The sequence below is a fragment of the Bradyrhizobium sp. WSM1253 genome (assembly GCF_000244935.1).
GTDB classification, from domain to species: domain Bacteria; phylum Pseudomonadota; class Alphaproteobacteria; order Rhizobiales; family Xanthobacteraceae; genus Bradyrhizobium; species Bradyrhizobium canariense.
Map to the genome: position 1 here is coordinate 4,738,000 of NZ_JH600073.1, position 17,348 is coordinate 4,755,347.

15 protein-coding genes and 1 pseudogene are annotated in these 17,348 nt (G+C 64.1%); 7 read left to right on the plus strand and 9 right to left on the minus strand.

The window, feature by feature from the left end; genetic code table 11:
• Position 1 precedes the first annotated feature (1 nt).
• The 3 genes from rsmG (at position 2) to BRA1253DRAFT_RS23885 (ending at position 2,702) form a co-directional block, all read left to right on the plus strand.
• On the plus strand, positions 2 to 775 hold the full coding sequence (gene rsmG, locus BRA1253DRAFT_RS23875; RefSeq protein WP_007598620.1) for a 16S rRNA (guanine(527)-N(7))-methyltransferase RsmG: 774 nt from the start codon (positions 2 to 4) through the stop codon (positions 773 to 775).
• A gap of 29 nt (positions 776 to 804) precedes the next feature.
• On the plus strand, positions 805 to 1,659 hold the full coding sequence (locus BRA1253DRAFT_RS23880) for a ParA family protein (protein WP_007598621.1): 855 nt from the start codon (positions 805 to 807) through the stop codon (positions 1,657 to 1,659).
• A gap of 155 nt (positions 1,660 to 1,814) precedes the next feature.
• Positions 1,815 to 2,702 (plus strand): ParB/RepB/Spo0J family partition protein, encoded by an 888-nt coding sequence (locus BRA1253DRAFT_RS23885; RefSeq protein WP_007598622.1) that lies wholly within the window; start codon positions 1,815 to 1,817, stop codon positions 2,700 to 2,702.
• Positions 2,703 to 2,934: 232 nt separating this feature from the next.
• On the opposite strand, the gene holA is transcribed toward BRA1253DRAFT_RS23885, so the two are convergent.
• Genes holA through leuS form a run of 3 tightly spaced genes read right to left on the minus strand, consistent with a single transcriptional unit; the run spans position 2,935 to position 7,173 of the window.
• Complete coding sequence (gene holA / locus BRA1253DRAFT_RS23890; RefSeq protein ID WP_007598623.1) at positions 2,935 to 3,963, minus strand: DNA polymerase III subunit delta; 1,029 nt, start codon at positions 3,961 to 3,963, stop codon at positions 2,935 to 2,937.
• Positions 3,964 to 4,010: 47 nt separating this feature from the next.
• Entirely contained in the window at positions 4,011 to 4,562 is a 552-nt protein-coding gene (gene lptE, locus BRA1253DRAFT_RS23895; protein WP_007598624.1) for an LPS assembly lipoprotein LptE, read from the minus strand.
• Complete coding sequence (leuS, locus tag BRA1253DRAFT_RS23900; RefSeq protein ID WP_007598625.1) at positions 4,549 to 7,173, minus strand: leucine--tRNA ligase; 2,625 nt, start codon at positions 7,171 to 7,173, stop codon at positions 4,549 to 4,551. The genes lptE and leuS overlap by 14 nt, the downstream gene beginning before the upstream one ends.
• Before the next feature lie 222 nt (positions 7,174 to 7,395).
• On the opposite strand from leuS, the pseudogene BRA1253DRAFT_RS45335 reads away from it, so the two are divergent.
• A pseudogene (locus BRA1253DRAFT_RS45335) lies at positions 7,396 to 7,503 on the plus strand (GGDEF domain-containing protein); the annotation flags it as partial.
• Between the two features lie 3 nt (positions 7,504 to 7,506).
• On the opposite strand, the gene BRA1253DRAFT_RS23905 reads toward BRA1253DRAFT_RS45335, so the two are convergent.
• Positions 7,507 to 9,204 carry a diguanylate cyclase domain-containing protein gene (locus BRA1253DRAFT_RS23905; protein WP_007598626.1) on the minus strand — a complete coding sequence of 566 codons (1,698 nt, stop codon included), beginning with the start codon at positions 9,202 to 9,204 and terminating at the stop codon, positions 7,507 to 7,509.
• Positions 9,205 to 9,311: 107 nt separating this feature from the next.
• Here BRA1253DRAFT_RS23905 and BRA1253DRAFT_RS23910 point away from each other — a divergent pair, with 107 nt between their 5' ends.
• The gene (locus tag BRA1253DRAFT_RS23910) at positions 9,312 to 10,001 is read left to right on the plus strand and encodes a YggS family pyridoxal phosphate-dependent enzyme (protein WP_007598627.1); all 690 of its coding nucleotides are present in this window, start codon (positions 9,312 to 9,314) and stop codon (positions 9,999 to 10,001) included.
• A 156-nt stretch (positions 10,002 to 10,157) separates the two neighbouring features.
• Here the strand turns inward: BRA1253DRAFT_RS23910 and BRA1253DRAFT_RS23915 are convergent, their stop codons facing one another.
• Both BRA1253DRAFT_RS23915 and BRA1253DRAFT_RS23920 read right to left on the minus strand, forming a co-directional pair.
• Positions 10,158 to 10,931, minus strand: a complete 774-nt coding sequence (locus BRA1253DRAFT_RS23915) for a 2-keto-4-pentenoate hydratase (RefSeq protein ID WP_007598628.1) — start codon at positions 10,929 to 10,931, stop codon at positions 10,158 to 10,160.
• Between the two features lie 6 nt (positions 10,932 to 10,937).
• On the minus strand, positions 10,938 to 11,474 hold the full coding sequence (locus BRA1253DRAFT_RS23920) for a L,D-transpeptidase (RefSeq protein WP_007598629.1): 537 nt from the start codon (positions 11,472 to 11,474) through the stop codon (positions 10,938 to 10,940).
• A gap of 235 nt (positions 11,475 to 11,709) precedes the next feature.
• Between BRA1253DRAFT_RS23920 and BRA1253DRAFT_RS23925 the strand changes: the two genes are divergently transcribed.
• Positions 11,710 to 12,396 (plus strand): response regulator transcription factor, encoded by a 687-nt coding sequence (locus tag BRA1253DRAFT_RS23925; protein WP_007598630.1) that lies wholly within the window; start codon positions 11,710 to 11,712, stop codon positions 12,394 to 12,396.
• A 58-nt stretch (positions 12,397 to 12,454) separates the two neighbouring features.
• A complete protein-coding gene (locus BRA1253DRAFT_RS23930; RefSeq protein ID WP_007598631.1) occupies positions 12,455 to 12,898 on the plus strand; it encodes a cyclic nucleotide-binding domain-containing protein in 444 nt (147 codons plus the stop codon).
• A gap of 96 nt (positions 12,899 to 12,994) precedes the next feature.
• Here BRA1253DRAFT_RS23930 and xth read toward each other — a convergent pair whose 3' ends face one another.
• From xth to BRA1253DRAFT_RS23945, 3 genes are all read right to left on the minus strand, one after another.
• Positions 12,995 to 13,810, minus strand: coding sequence for an exodeoxyribonuclease III (gene xth / locus BRA1253DRAFT_RS23935; protein ID WP_007598633.1), 816 nt, complete (start codon positions 13,808 to 13,810; stop codon positions 12,995 to 12,997).
• Positions 13,811 to 13,963: 153 nt separating this feature from the next.
• Complete coding sequence (locus BRA1253DRAFT_RS23940) at positions 13,964 to 14,719, minus strand: outer membrane lipoprotein carrier protein LolA (protein WP_035995361.1); 756 nt, start codon at positions 14,717 to 14,719, stop codon at positions 13,964 to 13,966.
• A 152-nt stretch (positions 14,720 to 14,871) separates the two neighbouring features.
• Complete coding sequence (locus tag BRA1253DRAFT_RS23945; protein ID WP_035993868.1) at positions 14,872 to 17,346, minus strand: DNA translocase FtsK; 2,475 nt, start codon at positions 17,344 to 17,346, stop codon at positions 14,872 to 14,874.
• Positions 17,347 to 17,348: the final 2 nt, after the last annotated feature.

Here is a 17,348-nt window from a genome sequence, read left to right on the forward strand (position 1 = left end):
CGTGAAACAGCGCGGGCCGGGCGGCGGCAGATCGTCATCAGGAAAACCCTCGGCGGGAGAGGGCGCCGGTGGTCGCTTCGAACCGGCGCCGACCAGACCGAAGATCGACAAGGCCAGCGCCAACCATCGATCGCTGGACGCCGTCATCGCAGCCGACAAGATTGCGGCGCTCAAGCTTGCGCCCGTTTCACATGAAACGGAGGCCCGGCTCGATCGCTACATCGCACTGCTCCGGGAGTGGCAGGCCAAGACCAACCTGGTTGCGCCCTCGACATTGCCGCATCTCTGGACCCGGCACATCGCCGACTCCCTTCAGCTCGTCGCTCTCGCCCCATCGGCCAAACGCTGGGCCGATCTCGGCAGTGGCGGCGGCTTCCCCGGCATAGTGCTGGCTTGCGCCATGGCGGGGACGGCCGGGGCCAGCGTCCATCTGGTCGAGCGAATCGCCAAGAAGGCGGCCTTCCTGCGCGAAGCCGTCCGCATAACTACATCCCCGGGAGTCGTACATCTCGCTGAGATCGGGGATAATGTGGATAGAATCACCGGCCCGGTCGATTGCGTCACCGCGCGTGCGCTGGCTCCGCTACACCAACTCATCGGCTTTGCGGAGCCGCTGATGCGCCAAGGCGCAAAAGCGTTGTTTCTCAAGGGTCAAGATGTAGAGTCTGAATTGACCGAAGCCACTAAATATTGGAATATTCAGCCGCAGCTCCACCAAAGCCGGACAGGCGACGGTTGGATCGTCGAGCTGGCTTCCGTCGAACGGCGCGGGTGAGGCGTCAGGGGCCGAGTGGGGAATTTGCGATGAGCGTGATTGACGAACCGCAGCAAGAACAGACCGCCGCCGTCCCGCAGGGCCATCCGCGCATTCTGGCGCTGGCGAATCAGAAGGGCGGCGTGGGAAAAACAACCACGGCGATCAACCTCGGCACGGCGCTCGCGGCGATTGGCGAGCGTGTCCTGATCGTCGATCTCGATCCGCAGGGCAACGCCTCGACCGGCCTCGGCATTGATCGCCGCAACCGCTCCTGCTCGACCTATGACGTGCTGGTGGGCGAGGCGAGCCTGCGGGAAGCGGTGGTGTCGACTGCGGTGCCGCGGCTGCATATCGCGCCCTCGACCATGGATCTCTCCGGCCTCGAGCTCGAGCTCGGCACCACGCCCGGTCGTGCGTACAAGCTGCGCGACGCGATCAGCGCGCTCAACAACAACGTCTCGCCCGACGCCGATTACACCTACGTGCTGATCGACTGTCCGCCCTCTCTCAACTTGATCACCGTGAACGCGATGGCGGCTTCCGACGCAATCCTGGTGCCGCTGCAGTGCGAGTTCTTCGCGCTCGAAGGTCTGTCGCAATTGCTGCAGACGGTGGAGCAGGTGCGCTCGACGCTCAATCCGAACCTGTCGATCCACGGCATCGTGCTGACCATGTTCGACTCGCGCAACAATCTCTCGAACCAGGTCGTTGCCGACGTCCGGCAGTTCATGGGCGAGAAGGTCTACAAGACCATGATCCCGCGCAACGTGCGCATCTCGGAGGCGCCGTCCTACGGCAAACCGGTGCTGGTCTACGATCTCAAATGCGTCGGCAGCGAAGCTTATCTGCGGCTCGCCACCGAAGTGATCCAGCGCGAGCGCGAGCTGCGGACGACGCATTGAAGGTGCGCTGATCTGTAGGATGGGTAGAGCGCAGCGAAACCCATCATGGGTCGCGCCAACAGGATGGGTTTCGCTTCGCTCTACCCATCCTACGAGTTACGAGTTTCGATAATTCAGTTCTGGAGTGCTGCAGCGTGAATCCAAGGGAGCTGGCGATGGCCGACGAAGCGCGTTCGCGACTGGGCCGGGGTCTTGCGAGTCTGATCGGTGACGTCGGCGGCGAGGCTCAGCATGTCGATCGGCCGCGCGCACAACGCAAGGTGCCGATCGAGTTCATCAAGCCCAATCCGCGCAATCCGCGCCGCAGCTTTTCGGAAAGCGAGCTCAGGGAGCTCAGCGATTCGATCAGGCAGCATGGTGTGATCCAGCCGATCGTGGTGCGGCCGGTGAAGGGTGCGCAGGACCGCTTCGAGATTATCGCCGGCGAGCGGCGCTGGCGGGCCTCGCAAATGGCCGGCCTGCACGAAGTGCCGATCGTCCCCGTCGACATCAGCGACAGCGATGCGCTGGAGTTCGCGATCGTCGAGAACGTGCAGCGCGAAGACCTCAACCCGATGGAAGAGGCGCTCGGGTATCACGCGCTCGCCAACGAGTTCAAACGCAGCCAGGACGACATCGCCAAAGTCGTCGGCAAGAGCCGCAGCCACATCGCCAACATGATGCGGCTGACGAAGCTTCCCGCCGAGGTGCAAGCCTTGATCACGAGCGGCGATCTGACCGCTGGTCATGCCCGCGCGCTGATCGGCGTGCCTGATCCGCTCGCGGCTGCCAAGCGTATCGTCGACGAAGGCCTCAACGTCCGCCAGACCGAGGCGCTGGCGCATGAAGAGGGCGTGCCGGAGCGCAAGCCGCAGAAGGCCCGCAGCACCGGGGGGAAGGAAAAGGATCCTGATACGATCGATCTGGAAAAGCGCGTCAGCGATGCGCTCGGGCTGAAGGTCACGGTGAGCCACCGCGACCCCGGCGGCTCCGTGCAGATCAATTACCGCAACCTCGATCAGCTCGACGAGGTGATGCGGCGGCTGGCGAAGGGCGCACTGTAGCCGCTAGTTCCGCTCTCTCACCCTCACCCTGAGGGGCCGCGGAGCGGCGTCTCGAAGGGCGAGGGCCCGGCCTGCATCCTTCGAGACGCGCGCAAGAGCGCGCTCCTCAGGATGAGGGGCACGCACCGTCCTCGTCATCGCGAGCGCAGCAATCCAGAATCTTTCCGCGGAGAGATTCTGGATTGCTTCGTTGCAAGGGCTCCTCGCAATGACGGGGGGCAGAGCGGCGTGCTCAGCTCCGCCGCTTCGCGTTCGCGGCGATCGCCATCAGCGTGCGCTGGGCGATGGCGGCGGCGAGGGTGGATTGCTTGCGCGTGTCGAGCGCGGCGGTCGCGAGCTGCTCGATGATGGCGGCGAGCCGCGCCACGCTGAAATTGCGCAGTGCGGTTTCGACCGCGGGCTTCCGCGAAAAATGCAGGCGCGGATAGCCGCTGTCGAGCACGGCGGAAGCGGGCGTGCCGTCGGCGATCGCGAGCGCCGATTTGTGCAGCCACGCCGCCTGGCGCTGCGCCGCAGAGATGATCACGCCGGGGTAGGTGCCGGCGATCATGGCTTTGGCAAACTCGTTCTCGACGATCTCGGGTCGGCCGGCGAAGGCGCCATCGACGATCGGATCGAGTTTCAGCTCCGACGCATCGGCGACGACAGCCATCACGTCATCCAGCGTGATCTCGCCCTTGCCATGGGCATAGAGCGTGAGCTTGCGCAGCTCGTTGCGGGAGGCCTGGCGGTCGCCGCCGAGGAACGACATCAGCGCCGCGCGGGCATCCTGCGCGATGCGCAAATTGGCGATGCGGAGCTCGTCTTCCATCAGCTTGGCCAGGTCGCGCTCGCTATCGGGATAGCAGGCGATCGCGACGGCCGTCTTGGCGCGTTCGCAGGCCTTGCGCAGTGGCGATTCCGGGCGCAGCTCGCCGGCCTCGATCACGATGCGGCAATCCTTCACGCCCATCTCAGCCAGCGTGTCGATAGCGCTGGCAAAGCTGCGCGAGCCGGCGCGCACGCGGATGGCGCGGCGGCCGCCGAACAGCGGCACCGTCATGGCCTCGTCGACGAGGCGCGACGGCTCGGCGGAGAGCTCGTCGCCATCGACCTTGACCAGCGAGAACGGATCGTTGGGATCGTCGACAGCCGAGGCAATCAGCGCATCCGCGCGTTCGCGGACCAGGCCGGCGTCAGGTCCATAGAGCAGGATGATCGAACGGCCCACATCGGGGCGGGCGAGAAAGGCGTCGATCTCTTTTCCGCGCAGCGCGACCATGTTGCCTGGGATTCGTCATTCCGGGCGAACCGGGGGGACGGGATGAATTAAGTGCCCGCGGTGAAGAACGAGGCGAGGCGAGTCGTGATGTTCTCGGCGATCTCGTTGGCGGCACGATCCTCGGCATCACGTATTGCGCGGTTGCGGCTGAAACGCTGATAGGAGCCGGGCATGTCGTAGGACACGCGGGAGAACGTGGTGCCGGTCATTACCGACTTGCCGCTGACGACCTCGATCAGATTGTACTGGGCGTCGAGGCCGTAGTTTTCGCTGCTCGGCAGGCCGGTATTGGGATCGACGATCAGCGACGACTTGCTGCTTGAGAAGCGGATCTCCAGGCGGTGGGTCGGCGGCATGCCGGTGGCGGTGCCATAGAGCTTGAAGGCCAGCGCGTTGCGGACCTCGACGCCGACGCGGGCCTCGCGCGAGGCATTGGCTTTGGAGATCGGGGGCAGATCGACCCCCATCAGCTTCTCGCGCAGGCCGGGCGTGCCGTCGGTGTGCTCGGCATACATCGGGTGGAAGCAGCCGGCCGTCATGGCCGCCAGTGCGGCGACCGCCAGCAAGCGGGCTGCGATGCGGATCCTAGCCGACAACATTCACGATCCTCTTGGGGACGATAATCACCTTGCGGACGGGCTTGCCATCCAGGGCCAGTTTTACCGCATCGAGGGCCAAAACGGCAGCCTCGATTTCCGGATTCTCGGCCGCTGTTGCAACTGTGACCTCGCCCCGCTTCTTGCCGTTGACCTGAACCACCAGGGTCACACTGTCTTCAACCAGCAAATCACGTTCGATTTGGGGCCAATTGGCCTCGGAAACCAGCCCGCTGTGGCCGAGAGCCTGCCAACATTCCTCGGCCAGATGCGGCATCATCGGGGAGAACAGCTGGACCAGGATCTGGCTCGCCTCTCGGATCGCCCAAGCCAAATCTGGAGCCGGCTGGCCGGGACGCTGCAAGACCTCCGCGAACGCATTGGTGAATTCGCGAATATGGGCGAGGCAGACGTTGAAGTGCAGCCGTTCGTTCCCGGTGGTGACCTTGTCCAGCGCACCATGGGCGGCCTTGCGCAAGGCGGTGGCGTCCGGGCCGAAGCTGGCCGGCCGGGCCGCCGGCGCGGCCTTGCCGGGTTCCACGGAATCGTTCACCAGCCGCCACAGCCGCTGCACGAAGCGCGAGGCGCCCTGGACGCGCTCATCGCTCCAGATCACGTCGCGCTCGGGCGGGGAGTCCGACAGCATGAACCAGCGGGCGACGTCGGCGCCATAGGTCTCGATGATGTCGTCGGGATCGACCGTGTTCTTCTTAGACTTCGACATCTTTTCGATCGGACCGATCTGGATGTCTTCGCCTGACGTCAGCAGCGTGGCGCGGCGGCCGTTGGCGCCGGTCTCGACCTTCACCTCGACCGGCTGGACGTAGGTGCCGTCGGCCTTCTGGTAGGTCTCGTGCACCACCATGCCCTGCGTGAACATGCCGGCGAACGGCTCGTCCAGTGCGATGTGCCCGGTCGCTTTCATCGCGCGCGTGAAGAAGCGGCTGTAGAGCAGATGCAGGATCGCGTGCTCGACGCCGCCGATATACTGGTCGACCGGCAGCATCCGGTTGGCGACCTCTGGCGTCGTCGGCGCGTTCTCGTTCCAGGGATCGGTGAAGCGCGCAAAGTACCAGGACGAATCTACGAAGGTGTCCATGGTGTCGGTTTCGCGCTGCGCCTTGCCGCCGCATTGCGGACAGGTCACGTGCTTCCAGGTCGGGTGATGATCGAGCGCGTTGCCTGGCTTGTCGAAGCTCACATCCTCCGGCAGCACCACGGGGAGGTCGGCATCCGGCACCGGCACCACGTCGCACTTCGGACAGTGGATGACAGGAATCGGGCAGCCCCAATAGCGCTGGCGCGAAATGCCCCAGTCGCGCAGGCGGAAATTGACCTGACGCTCGCCGACCGGAGCGTTGCCGCGCAGCTCGCTCTCGAGACGCTTCGCCACCTCGTCCTTGGCCTGATCGATGGTCATGCCGTCGAGGAAGCGCGAATTGATCATGCGGCCGTCACCGTCATAGGCGGTATCGGTGATGACGAACGATTTCGGATCCTGGCCCTCGGGGCACACCACCGGCGTATTGCCGAGAGCATACTTGTTGACGAAGTCGAGGTCGCGCTGATCGTGGGCAGGGCAGCCGAAGATGGCGCCGGTGCCGTATTCCATCAGCACGAAGTTCGCGACATAGACCGGCAGCTTCCAGCTCGGATCGAACGGATGGACCGCGCGGATGCCGGTATCGAATCCCTGTTTCTCGGCGGTGTCGATGATCTCCTGCGCCGTGCCCATCCGCTTGATCTCGCCGATGAACTCGGCGAGCTCCTGATTTTTCGCCGCGGCCGCCTGCGCCAGCGGATGATCGGCCGAGATCGCCATGAATTTCGCGCCGAACAGCGTGTCGGGGCGCGTCGTGAAAATCTTCAGCTCGCTCTCGCCGGCCGGCGTCGTCGCCGCGTCGAGCGCGAAGCGGATCAGCAGCCCCTCGGACCGGCCGATCCAGTTGCGCTGCATCAGCCGCACCTTGTCGGGCCAGCGGTCCAGCGTATCCAGTGCCGACAGCAGCTCCTGCGAGTACTTCGTGATCTTGAAGACCCACTGGTTCATTTCCCGTTGTTCGACAACGGCGCCCGAACGCCAGCCTTTGCCGTCGATCACCTGCTCGTTGGCGAGCACGGTCATGTCGACGGGGTCCCAGTTCACCTTGCGCTTTTCGCGCTCGGCGAGGCCTTCGCGCAGGAAGTCCAGAAACAACTTCTGCTGGTGCTTGTAGTAGCTGGGATCGCAGGTCGCGATCTCGCGGCTCCAGTCCAGCGACAGCCCGATCGAGCGGAGCTGCTTCTTCATCGCGGCGATGTTGTCGTAGGTCCAGGCTTTCGGCGCCACCTTGCGCTCGATCGCGGCGTTCTCAGCCGGCAGGCCGAAAGCGTCCCAGCCCATCGGATGCAGCACGTTGAAACCCTTGGCGCGCATGAAGCGGGCCAGCACGTCGCCGAGCGTGTAATTGCGGACATGGCCGATATGGATGCGTCCCGACGGGTAGGGGAACATCTCCAGCACATAGTATTTCGGCCGCGGATCGTCGTTTCTGGAGACGAAGATCGCCTGTTGGTCCCAGGCTGCTTGCCAGCGCGGTTCGGCGTCGCGGGCGTTGTAGCGTTCGGAGGTCATGGAATCGTTGGGTTTTCGTGGATCTGGGCCAGCTAAAGACGGCGGACTAGGCCATAGAAGTCCTCAAGGGGTCAATGGGTTGCCGCAATTTGGGAACCTTCGCGACCGTCCCGGGCAAATAGTGCGGCCGCCATTGGGGTGTGATTAAGAGGTCGATGCCAGGTTGGTGGCCAGGACCCGAAGACTTGCGATGGCCACCAGCTTCGACGATCTCGACCGATCACAGATCTCATCGAGCGCTGCGATCGCGCGCTCTATCTCGCCAAGAACAACGGCCGCAATCGCGTGGTCACCGAGCGCGAGCTCGATGCCACCGGGGCTGCGGGTTAGCCCTCAACCCGCCATCATCATTTCCGCCGCGCCGTTGTCGATCACCATGATGCCGTGTTCGACGACGTTGTTGCGACCGCGGTGCTTGGCGGCGTAGAGCGCGGCGTCGGCGGCTTCGATCAAATCGCCCGGCCGCAAGCTCTCGTTGGGCTTCGTCGCGGCAACGCCGATCGAGACGGTGACGATCATGTGGTCGGAGGTGATGTGCGGCAGGCACAGCTTCAGCACGGCCGCGCGCGCCTGTTCGCCGATTTCGACGGCGCGCGCGATGTCGGTGTTCGGCAGCAACAGGCAGAATTCCTCACCGCCGTAGCGGGCCGCGAAGCCCATCGTGTCGGCGGCGATGCCGGACAGCGACTCGCCGAGCCTGGTCAGGCAGGAATCGCCTTCGAGATGGCCGTAGGTGTCGTTGAACAGCTTGAAATGATCGACGTCGATCATCAACAGCGCGAGGTCGCTGCCATATTGCTGCGCGCGCATCCATTCGAAGTCGAGGCGGCTCTGGAAGCCGCGGCGGTTGGCGAGCCCCGACAACATGTCGATCGAGGCCATCACCGTGAGCCGGTCGTTGCTCGCCATCAGCTCGCGTTCGCGCTGGCTGAGCTGCGCGGCCATCGCGTTGAACGCACGGGCCAGCGGCACGAACTCGGATGGCAGGCGATTGCGCGCGGCGCGCGCCGACAGATCGCCCTCGCCCAGACGCTTGGCCATGTCGGCGAGCATCCTGATCGGCTTGATCACCAGTTTCTCGGCTGCGATCAGCGCGCCGAGCAGCACGAACACGACGACGAAAGCGAGCTGGAGATAGGCGGTGCGGATGTCGCGGCTCACGGCCGCGGACACCTTGTCCTCGTCGATGCTGGCGATCAGGCGGGCATTGGTTCCGGCGATGCGGATATAGCTGACCGCGCGGCGGGAGCCGTCCGCGGCGAGGAAGGAGAGTGAACCTTCGTCCTGGTCAGACCTCAGCGCCTTGTCGGCGATCGCGGACATCAGCGGCATGTTGTCGAGCGGACGTCCGATCGCACTATGCTGGTCGGCCGGTGCCGCCAGCACGGTGCCCGCGCTGTCGACCAGCACGGCCGTGATGCCGGCGCGGCCACCCAGATTGCTCATGACCTTCGACATCCAGTCGAGGTTGACGGTGGCGAGCACGACGGCATCCGCTACGCCGCTGAAGGCGGACACCGGGTAGACCGCCATGACGGTCGGTGTCGGCACCGGGCGCGACAGGATGAAGTCGCTCAGCACGAAGCGGCCGGTTTCCTGCGCCTGCTGGAAGTACGGCCGGTCACCGAGGTCGAGGCCGACATACATGTTGTTGGTGGCGCACTGGATGCGCCCGTCCTGGCCGGCGATCAGAAGCGTGCGGATCCAGGGAAGATTCGACGGCAGGCTCGCGCGCAGCACGTCACAGCTCTTGCTGATGCCGCCGACGGAGGCGCGGATGAAAGCTTCCGATTTCAGGATGGTCTCGACCGACGATATCACCTCGCGCTGCGCGTCGGCGCTGTGTCTTGCAACGGTGGTGAATTCGGCCGTGGCCTGCGCGATCTGCCGCGTGCGCGTGTCTTCGAGCGAACGGATGCGCTCGAACATCAAAGGCGTCACCAGAATTACCGCGAGCAACGCAAGCCGCGCCCGGATTCCGAGAACCTGCTTGAGTTTCGCTCGTTTGCGGTTGAAACTGACGTTTGCCATCTTCGCTGCCCACCCCGCGGCTAAGGTAAAGCAAAGGGTTCAAAAACTCTTTCTTGAACTCGGTAAAATTAGAACTAGCTCCGCAACAACAGCTCCGATGCGACATCATGACTGAAGCCAACGCCGCGCCGCTAACCGGCCATTCACCAAACGCGCTCGCCGCGGTCGAAGCCGAAATCGCGCGCGCCTGCAGGGATGCGCGGCGCGAACGTGCCTCCGTGACGCTGATTGCGGTGTCGAAAACTTTCGCCGCGGATGCAATTACCCCGGTCATCGACGCCGGACAGCGCGTATTCGGTGAAAATCGCGTGCAGGAGGCCAAAAGCAAATGGCCCGCGTTAACTTCTGTTTACCCCGATATCGCGCTGCATCTGATCGGCCCGCTGCAATCCAACAAGGCGAAAGAGGCGGTCGCGCTGTTCGATGCCATCCATTCGGTCGACCGCCCGAGCATTTGCCAGGCGTTAGCCAAGGAAATCGAATCCCAGGACAAGCACCCGGAATTGTTCGTCCAGATCAATATCGGTGAGGAGCCGCAGAAGGCGGGCATCGCCCCCGGCGAGGCCGATGCTTTCATCGCGAGCTGCCGCGACACCTACGGGCTGACAATCTCGGGGTTGATGTGCATCCCGCCGGTGGACGAGCCGCCGGCGGCGCATTTCGCGCTGACCGCCAAGATCGCCGCGCGCAATGGATTGAAGAAGCTCTCGATGGGCATGAGCGCGGATTATGCGACCGCGATCATGCTCGGCGCCACGCATGTGCGCGTGGGCAGTTCGATCTTCGGGCACCGGTGATCATAAGCGAATTTGTTTTTGGTCGTCCTGGCGAAAGCCAGGACCCATTACCGCGATAGTCTGTTTGACGAAGACCGCGGCAACGACCGTTCTGCCCTTTGCGTAGATCACGCGGTATGGGTCCTGGCTTTCGCCAGGACGACAGTGGGGAAGAACCTATTCAAACCCCACCGCCACCTTTCCCAGCGCGCCAAAGTCCGCGACAAACTGATCGCCGGCCTGGATCGGCAGCGGCGGATGGCACGTGCCCGTGGTCACCACCTCTCCTGCCCGCAAGGTGATGCCGAGGCCACGCAGCTCGTTGGCCAGCCAGACCAGGGCAATGCGGGGATCGCCGAGCACGTTCTTGCCGTGGCCGAGATAGCGCTGGCCACGCAGCGTGATCTGCGGCCGCTCCTCGACGAGATCCATGGCACGCCAGTTCGCATTCGTCGCCGCGCCCAGCACGAACAGATGCGCACAGGCATTGTCGGCGATCAGCTGCGCCTCGCCGGCGCTGGCGAAATCGGCAAAGCGCGAATCGGGAATCTCGATCGCGGGATGCAAGCTGTCCACGGCGGCGAGCACCTCGTCGACAGTATACGGCGCCGCGCGCGGCGGCAGATCGCGCGCCATGCGGAAAGCGAACTCAGGTTCGCCGACGCGCATCGCGTTGCCCTTCATCGAGACTGTGCCGCCATCGGCGATCACGGTGTCGCTCATGATCCGACCGGCCAGCGGTCCCGCGACGTTGATGTGCTTCTGTCCGGACTCGCTTGTCGCCGCGATCTTCCAGCCGAACAAAGTCCCGCTGAGTGCGGCCTGTATGGCGTAACCCTCGGTGCGGTTCTGAGGCCGCAACGGTGGCTCCAGCGCGTCAAGCTTGGTGCCGTCGCGCCAATGTTTGATCAGGACCTGCGAAGCGGCGGCGATCTGATCCCTGTCGAGCATGTGTCCTCACCCGATGATGATTTTTGTTTTTGGTCCCAGCCGCCGCAGCAATTGTCGCATCGCCGCTTCGGTCATCGAGACGCAGCCTGCGGTCGGGCCGAAATTGTCGCGGGCCAGATGCAAAAACACCGCGCTGCCCCGGCCGGCGATCCGAGGCCTCGTATTGTGGTCGATTTCGATGATGAAGTCATAGAGATGGTCGGCCCGCTTGAGCCGGTCGCCGCCCTGCCCCTCGCCGAGGCGGATTGCCTGATTGTAGTGACGGTCCTTGGGATCCTCGCACCAGGCGTCCTCGCCGGTGATGATCCGGGCCGACAGGAAGGTCTGCGGGCGGCTGTGCCGGTCGCCCCGCCACCACAATCGTCTGGGACGGAAGCTGCCCCTCGGGGTGCCGCCATCGCCCTCGCGCTTGTTCGCCAAAATGCCGCCGCGTCCGAGCGCCACCGGAATCGTCAGCGCTCCGGCGGTCAGCCAGCCCCGGCGCGGATTCCCGGCGGCAGGCTTAACGCGGATCGCCGACAGCGGCCCGGCGCTTCGGTTCATGGTGTAACTAGCTGAAGCAGCTTTATTTTTCATGTGAACGTGCGATGTCGAATTCATTACAGGACATTCATCAAAACGGCCTGCTATTCTGGGTTAGAGTGGTTCTGGCTTGTGAATCGGTAACAGCCCACTACTTCAACACGAACAATAATAATAACGGCGACCCCTAAACTTCCCTCTCGGTTGGGTGCAGCATGGATGCGCGCCGCGCCGGACCCCAAAAGGATGACCCCCTATGGCCAATGCCCGCAAGATCCTGATCGTGGATGACGATACCGATCTGCGCGATACGTTGGTGGAGCAATTGTCGCTGCACGAAGAATTTGAAGCCTCCGCGGTCGATACCGGCGCCAAGGGCGCGAGCGCCGCGAAGGCCAATGCCCCTGATCTCGTCCTGATGGATGTTGGCCTGCCTGACACCGATGGCCGCGAAGTGGTGCGTTCATTACGCAAGGGCGGGTTCAAGGCTCCGATCATCATGCTCACCGGGCATGACACCGATTCCGACACGATTTTGGGGCTGGAATCCGGCGCCAACGACTATGTCGCAAAACCCTTCCGCTTCGCCGTGCTGCTGGCGCGCATCCGCGCCCAGCTCCGGCAGCACGAAGCCAGCGAGGACGCGGTGTTCTCGGTCGGCCCCTACTCTTTCCGGCCCGGCTCCAAAATGCTGACCGCCGCCAACGCGCGCAAGGTCCGGCTGACGGAGAAGGAAACCGCGATCCTCCGCTTCCTCTACCGGGCCGGTCAGATGCCGGTCTCCCGCGAGACCCTGCTCCAGGAGGTCTGGGGCTACAATTCCGGCGTCACCACCCACACGCTGGAAACCCACATCTACCGCCTTCGCCAGAAGATCGAGAAGGACGCCGCGAACCCGGAGATCCTGGTCACGGAAGCCGGTGGCTACAAGCTGGTGCCGTGATACGCTTCTGGGGCGTGCGAATCGTTTTAGATTGCATGCCCTTGAGCCCCGGACCTGAATGTCAATCGACGACGATGTAGCGCTTCTCGAGCGTGTCCCGACACTGCGCCTGTTGGGAGACGCTTCGTTGCGCATGCTGGCGATCGGCTCCGAGCAGCGTGACTTCGTCCGCGGCGACGTCTTGTTCAATCTCGGCGACGATGCCGATGCCGGCTTCGTGGTCCAGCGCGGCGCCTTCCGGGTCGACGACGGCGCCGGCGCGGAGATGATCGCAAGTCCCGGTGCGCTGATCGGCGAGCTCGCGCTGATCGTGCCGATGAAGCGGCCGTCGAGCGCGATCGCGATCGAGCACGCCTCCGTCATCCGCGTCGCGCGCAGCCTGTTTCAGCGTGTGCTCGAAAGCGACCCCGCTGCGGCCGTCCGCCTTCGCGATGAATTCGCGGTGCGCTCCAGCCAGATCGCCAGCGATATATTGATGGCGGGTGCGAAGCTGACCAGCTAGCAGTGCCGTAGCCCGGATGGAGCGAAGCGCAATCCGGGATTCGTGCCTCCGGAAAAGCTGCCCCGGATTTCGCTACGCTCCATCCGGGCTACAAGATCACACCTCGAGCGTCACCGTCACGGGCACATGATCCGACGGACGCTCCCAGCTCCGCGCGTCGCGTAAAATCTTGAAATCGCCGACCGCGTCTTTCAGCGCGCGCGAGACCCAGATGTGGTCGAGCCTGCGGCCGCGGTCGCCGAGGGTCCAATCGGCGGAGCGGTAGCTCCACCAGGTGTAGACCTTTTCCGACATCGGAATGCGGTCGCGCGCGACGTCGACCCATTCGCCGGCGGCGAGCGCGGCTTGCAGCTTCTCGGTTTCGATGGGCGTGTGCGACACCACCTTCAGAAGCTGCTTGTGCGACCAGACGTCGTTCTCATGCGGAGCGACGTTGAGATCGCCGACCAGGATGTGGCGATCCTCGCCGCGCGGATGCAACGGCTCGCACGCTTTCATCTCGTCGAGGAAGCGGAGCTTGTGATCGAACTTCTCGTTCAGCGCGGGATCGGGAATGTCGCCGCCGGCCGGCACGTAGAAATTATGCACCACCAGGGGCTTCGCGATCCCGGCCTTCTCACCGAACGATACTGAGATATGGCGTGAATCAACCTTGTCGCAGAAGGTGCGGATGTCCTTCGACTCGAACGGAATCTTCGAGACGATGGCGACGCCGTGATAACCCTTCTGCCCGTTCAGCGCGACATGCTCGTAGCCGAGCCGCTTGAAGCGCTTCAGTGGAAAGGCGTCGTCGATGCACTTGGTCTCCTGGAGACACAGCACGTCCGGCCGCGAGCTCTTGAGAAATTTTGCGACCAGATCGATGCGTAGCCGCACCGAATTGATGTTCCAGGTTGTCAGGGAAAAACGCATGAGGGATGCGTCTTAGCATGGATTTGCGCGAGGAAAATGCTTGTCCACAGCAGCGGAATCGTAGGGTGGGTTAGCGCAGCGTAACCCACCATGCTTCCAAATTTGCGGACCGAGATGGTGGGTTACGCCTTCGGCTAACCCACCCTACGGCACCTAGCCCGGCGACGGGCCGTAATTGGTAAAATCGATCTTGAACATGCCGGGATCGAGCTTCTTGCTCGTGTCCAGATTATAAACGGCGATCGTGGTGTCGTAGCCTTGCGGGTCGGTGACGGTCCACTGCTTCAACTGACCGTCCTTGGCGCCGAACATCAGCAAGAGGCGGCTGGTGCCGACCAGCGCCTGCTTCTCCTCGATGGTGACGCTGACGAAGACGTCGTCGGCCGAGACGTTGACGACGTTGGTGTCCTTCATCAGGTCGATGCGGTCGGACAGCAGGAAACGCAGCGGCGTCTGCGACAGCGGATAAACGTCCTGCGTCGCGAGCTTGCGGTCGCGCACCACCAGCGACGATCCGTCGGCGACGATGTCGATCGGGCTCGGCGCGTCATATTCGAAGCGCACCTTGCCCGGCTTCTGGATGTAGAAGTCGCCTTGCGTCTTGCTGCCGTCGGGACCGACCTGGACGAAATTCCCGACCAGCGTCGACAATGACGACAAATAGGCGCTGACCTTGGCGGCCTGGGCCTTCTGGTTCGCATCGAAGGTCTGGAAGATGCTGCTCGGCACGTTGCGGCGCGGATCCGGAATCACTGGATTCGGCGGCGTCTGGGTCGCGCCGGTGACAGCGGGTCCTCCACCGGCCGGACTGCCATCGCGGCCCTTCGGTGCGGGCTTCGGCACGGGAACGGTCTGCGCGAACGACGCCGCACTCACCATCGCGGCGGTGACGAGAATCACGCCTGCCATGCGCGCGCTTCGCGCGGCGACGATGGCAGCGAATCGAATGTCCGGATGTCTGATCAACGCGTCGTCCTGTGTGGCTGGGCGCCCTTTTAGCGTGATTTCGGCCAAAAGCAGATAACGTTTTTGCGTGAAATGGTGGTCCGAGGCGGCTCGCCTCACATATGGCTGTCTTCTTCCTCGACCAGAATCTCGCGCTTGCCGGCGTGGTTGGCGGGTCCGACGATGCCCTCCAGTTCCATGCGCTCCATCAGCGATGCGGCGCGGTTATAGCCGATCTGCAGGCGGCGCTGGATGTAGCTGGTCGAGGCCTTGCGGTCGCGTTTGACGATCGCAACGGCCTGCGAGAACAAATCGCCGCCGCCATCCGCGCCCATGGCGGAGGCGTCGAACACCGCGCCGTCCTCGTCCTCGCTGGGTTCTTCGGCCGTGACGGCTTCGAGATATTCCGGCTGTCCCTGCGTCTTGAGGTGGCGCACCACCTTCTCGACTTCGTCGTCCGACGCGAACGGTCCGTGCACGCGGCTGATGCGACCGCCGCCGGCCATGTAGAGCATGTCGCCCTGGCCGAGCAGCTGCTCGGCGCCCATCTCGCCGAGAATCGTGCGGCTGTCGATCTTGGACGTGACCTGGAAGGCGATGCGGGTCGGGAAGTTCGCCTTGATGGTGCCGGTGATGACATCGACCGATGGACGCTGCGTTGCGAGGATCACGTGCAGGCCGGCGGCGCGCGCCATCTGCGCCAGACGCTGCACCGCGCCTTCGATGTCCTTGCCGGCAACCATCATCAGGTCGGCCATTTCGTCGACGATGATGACGATGTAGGGCAGCGGGTCGAGCGAGAGCTTCTCTTCCTCGTAGATCGCCTTGCCGGTTTCCTTGTCGAAGCCGGTGTGCACCGTGCGCGTTGGCTCTTCGCCCTTGGCCTTCAATTCGAGCAAGCGCGTGTTGTAACCGTCGATGTTGCGCACACCGAGCTTGGCCATGTTCTTGTAGCGCTCTTCCATCTCGCGCACGGCCCATTTCAGCGCGACCACCGCCTTCTTCGGGTCGGTCACGACGGGCGTGAGCAGATGGGGAATGCCGTCATAGACGGAGAGTTCGAGCATCTTCGGATCGACCATGATCAGGCGGCACTGGTCCGGGCGCAGCCGGTAGACCAGGCTGAGGATCATGGTGTTGATGGCGACCGATTTGCCGGAGCCGGTGGTACCGGCGATCAGCATGTGCGGCGTGCGTGCGAGGTCGATGATGACGGGATCGCCGCCGATGGTCTTGCCGAGGCAGAGCGGCAGCTTCGCAACCGAATCGACGGTCTCCTTGGCGACCAGCAGCTCGCGCAGATAGACCTTTTCGCGATGGGCGTTCGGCAGCTCGATGCCGATGGCGTTGCGGCCGGGCACGACGGCGACGCGCGCCGACAGCGCGCTCATCGAACGCGCGATGTCGTCGGACAATCCGATCACGCGCGACGATTTGATGCCCGGCGCCGGCTCCAGCTCGTACAGCGTGACCACGGGACCCGGATGGGCCTTCACGATCTCGCCGCGAACGCCGAAATCCTGCAGCACGCCTTCGAGCGCGCGCGAATTGGCTTCCAGCTCGGCCTTGCTGAGCGGCTGACGATCGCCGGCCTTCGGCGCGGCCAGCACCGACACGGACGGAAGCTCGAACTTGTCGGAGGATTTCTTGGAAGCGGCCTTGGGCGCAGCCTTCTTACGCGGGGCGCGCGCGGCCGGCTCCTCCTCCTCTTCCTCCTCCTCGTCGTCCTCGTGTTCGTCCTCGTCGTGCTCGTCTTCGGATTGGGGCGAGATCGACGGCGCGGTGCGGCCGCCACCGAGCTTCGGCTCCTGGCGGCTGAATGCAACGGCCTTGGTCTTCGGTCCGCTCGAGACCAGCGAGCGGTAGGCCGCACCAAGCAACCAGGTCAGTCGCGCCTTCGTGCTCATCAAGGCATGGAACAGCCAGCCCAGCGACACCGAACCGCGATCGCTGTCCTCGTCCTGTTCGAGCGGCTTGTCGTCGTCCTCGATGTCCGCGAGTTCGTCGTCATGCTCGCGTGCGCCGAGGCCGCAGGCGATCAGGAAGGTCGCCGCCATCGCCGCGAACAGGATCGTGCCGAGCACGATGCGATAGATCATGCCCGGCGGTCCGAAGATCACCGCGGGCGCGCGAACCAAGGCATCGCCGACCACGCCGCCGAGGCCTGTCGGCAGCGGCCAGGCGCCGCCATGTGGCCAGCAGCTGACGAAGCCCGCCGCGATCACCGTGCAGAGAATCCAGGAGCCGAGCCGCAGCGCCTCGCGGTCGAACGGGCGATGGGTCAGCATGCGCCACCCCCAGACCGCGATCGTCAGGACCAGCATGATCGCGCCGAGCCCGAGGATCTGCATCGCAAGGTCAGCGCCGATTGCGCCGGCATAGCCGAGAATGTTGCGGATCGGCCGCGACGTTGCGTGGCTGAGGCTGGGATCCTGCACCGACCAGGTCATCAGCGCCGCCGAGGCGACGCCCGACAATGCGATCAGGCCGAGACCGCTGAGCTCGCGCACGCGCCGCGCCAACCCCTCGCGGATCGAGGGCGGCAGATGGCCGACCAAGGGAATGACACGTTCGATTGTCGACATGCTCACGG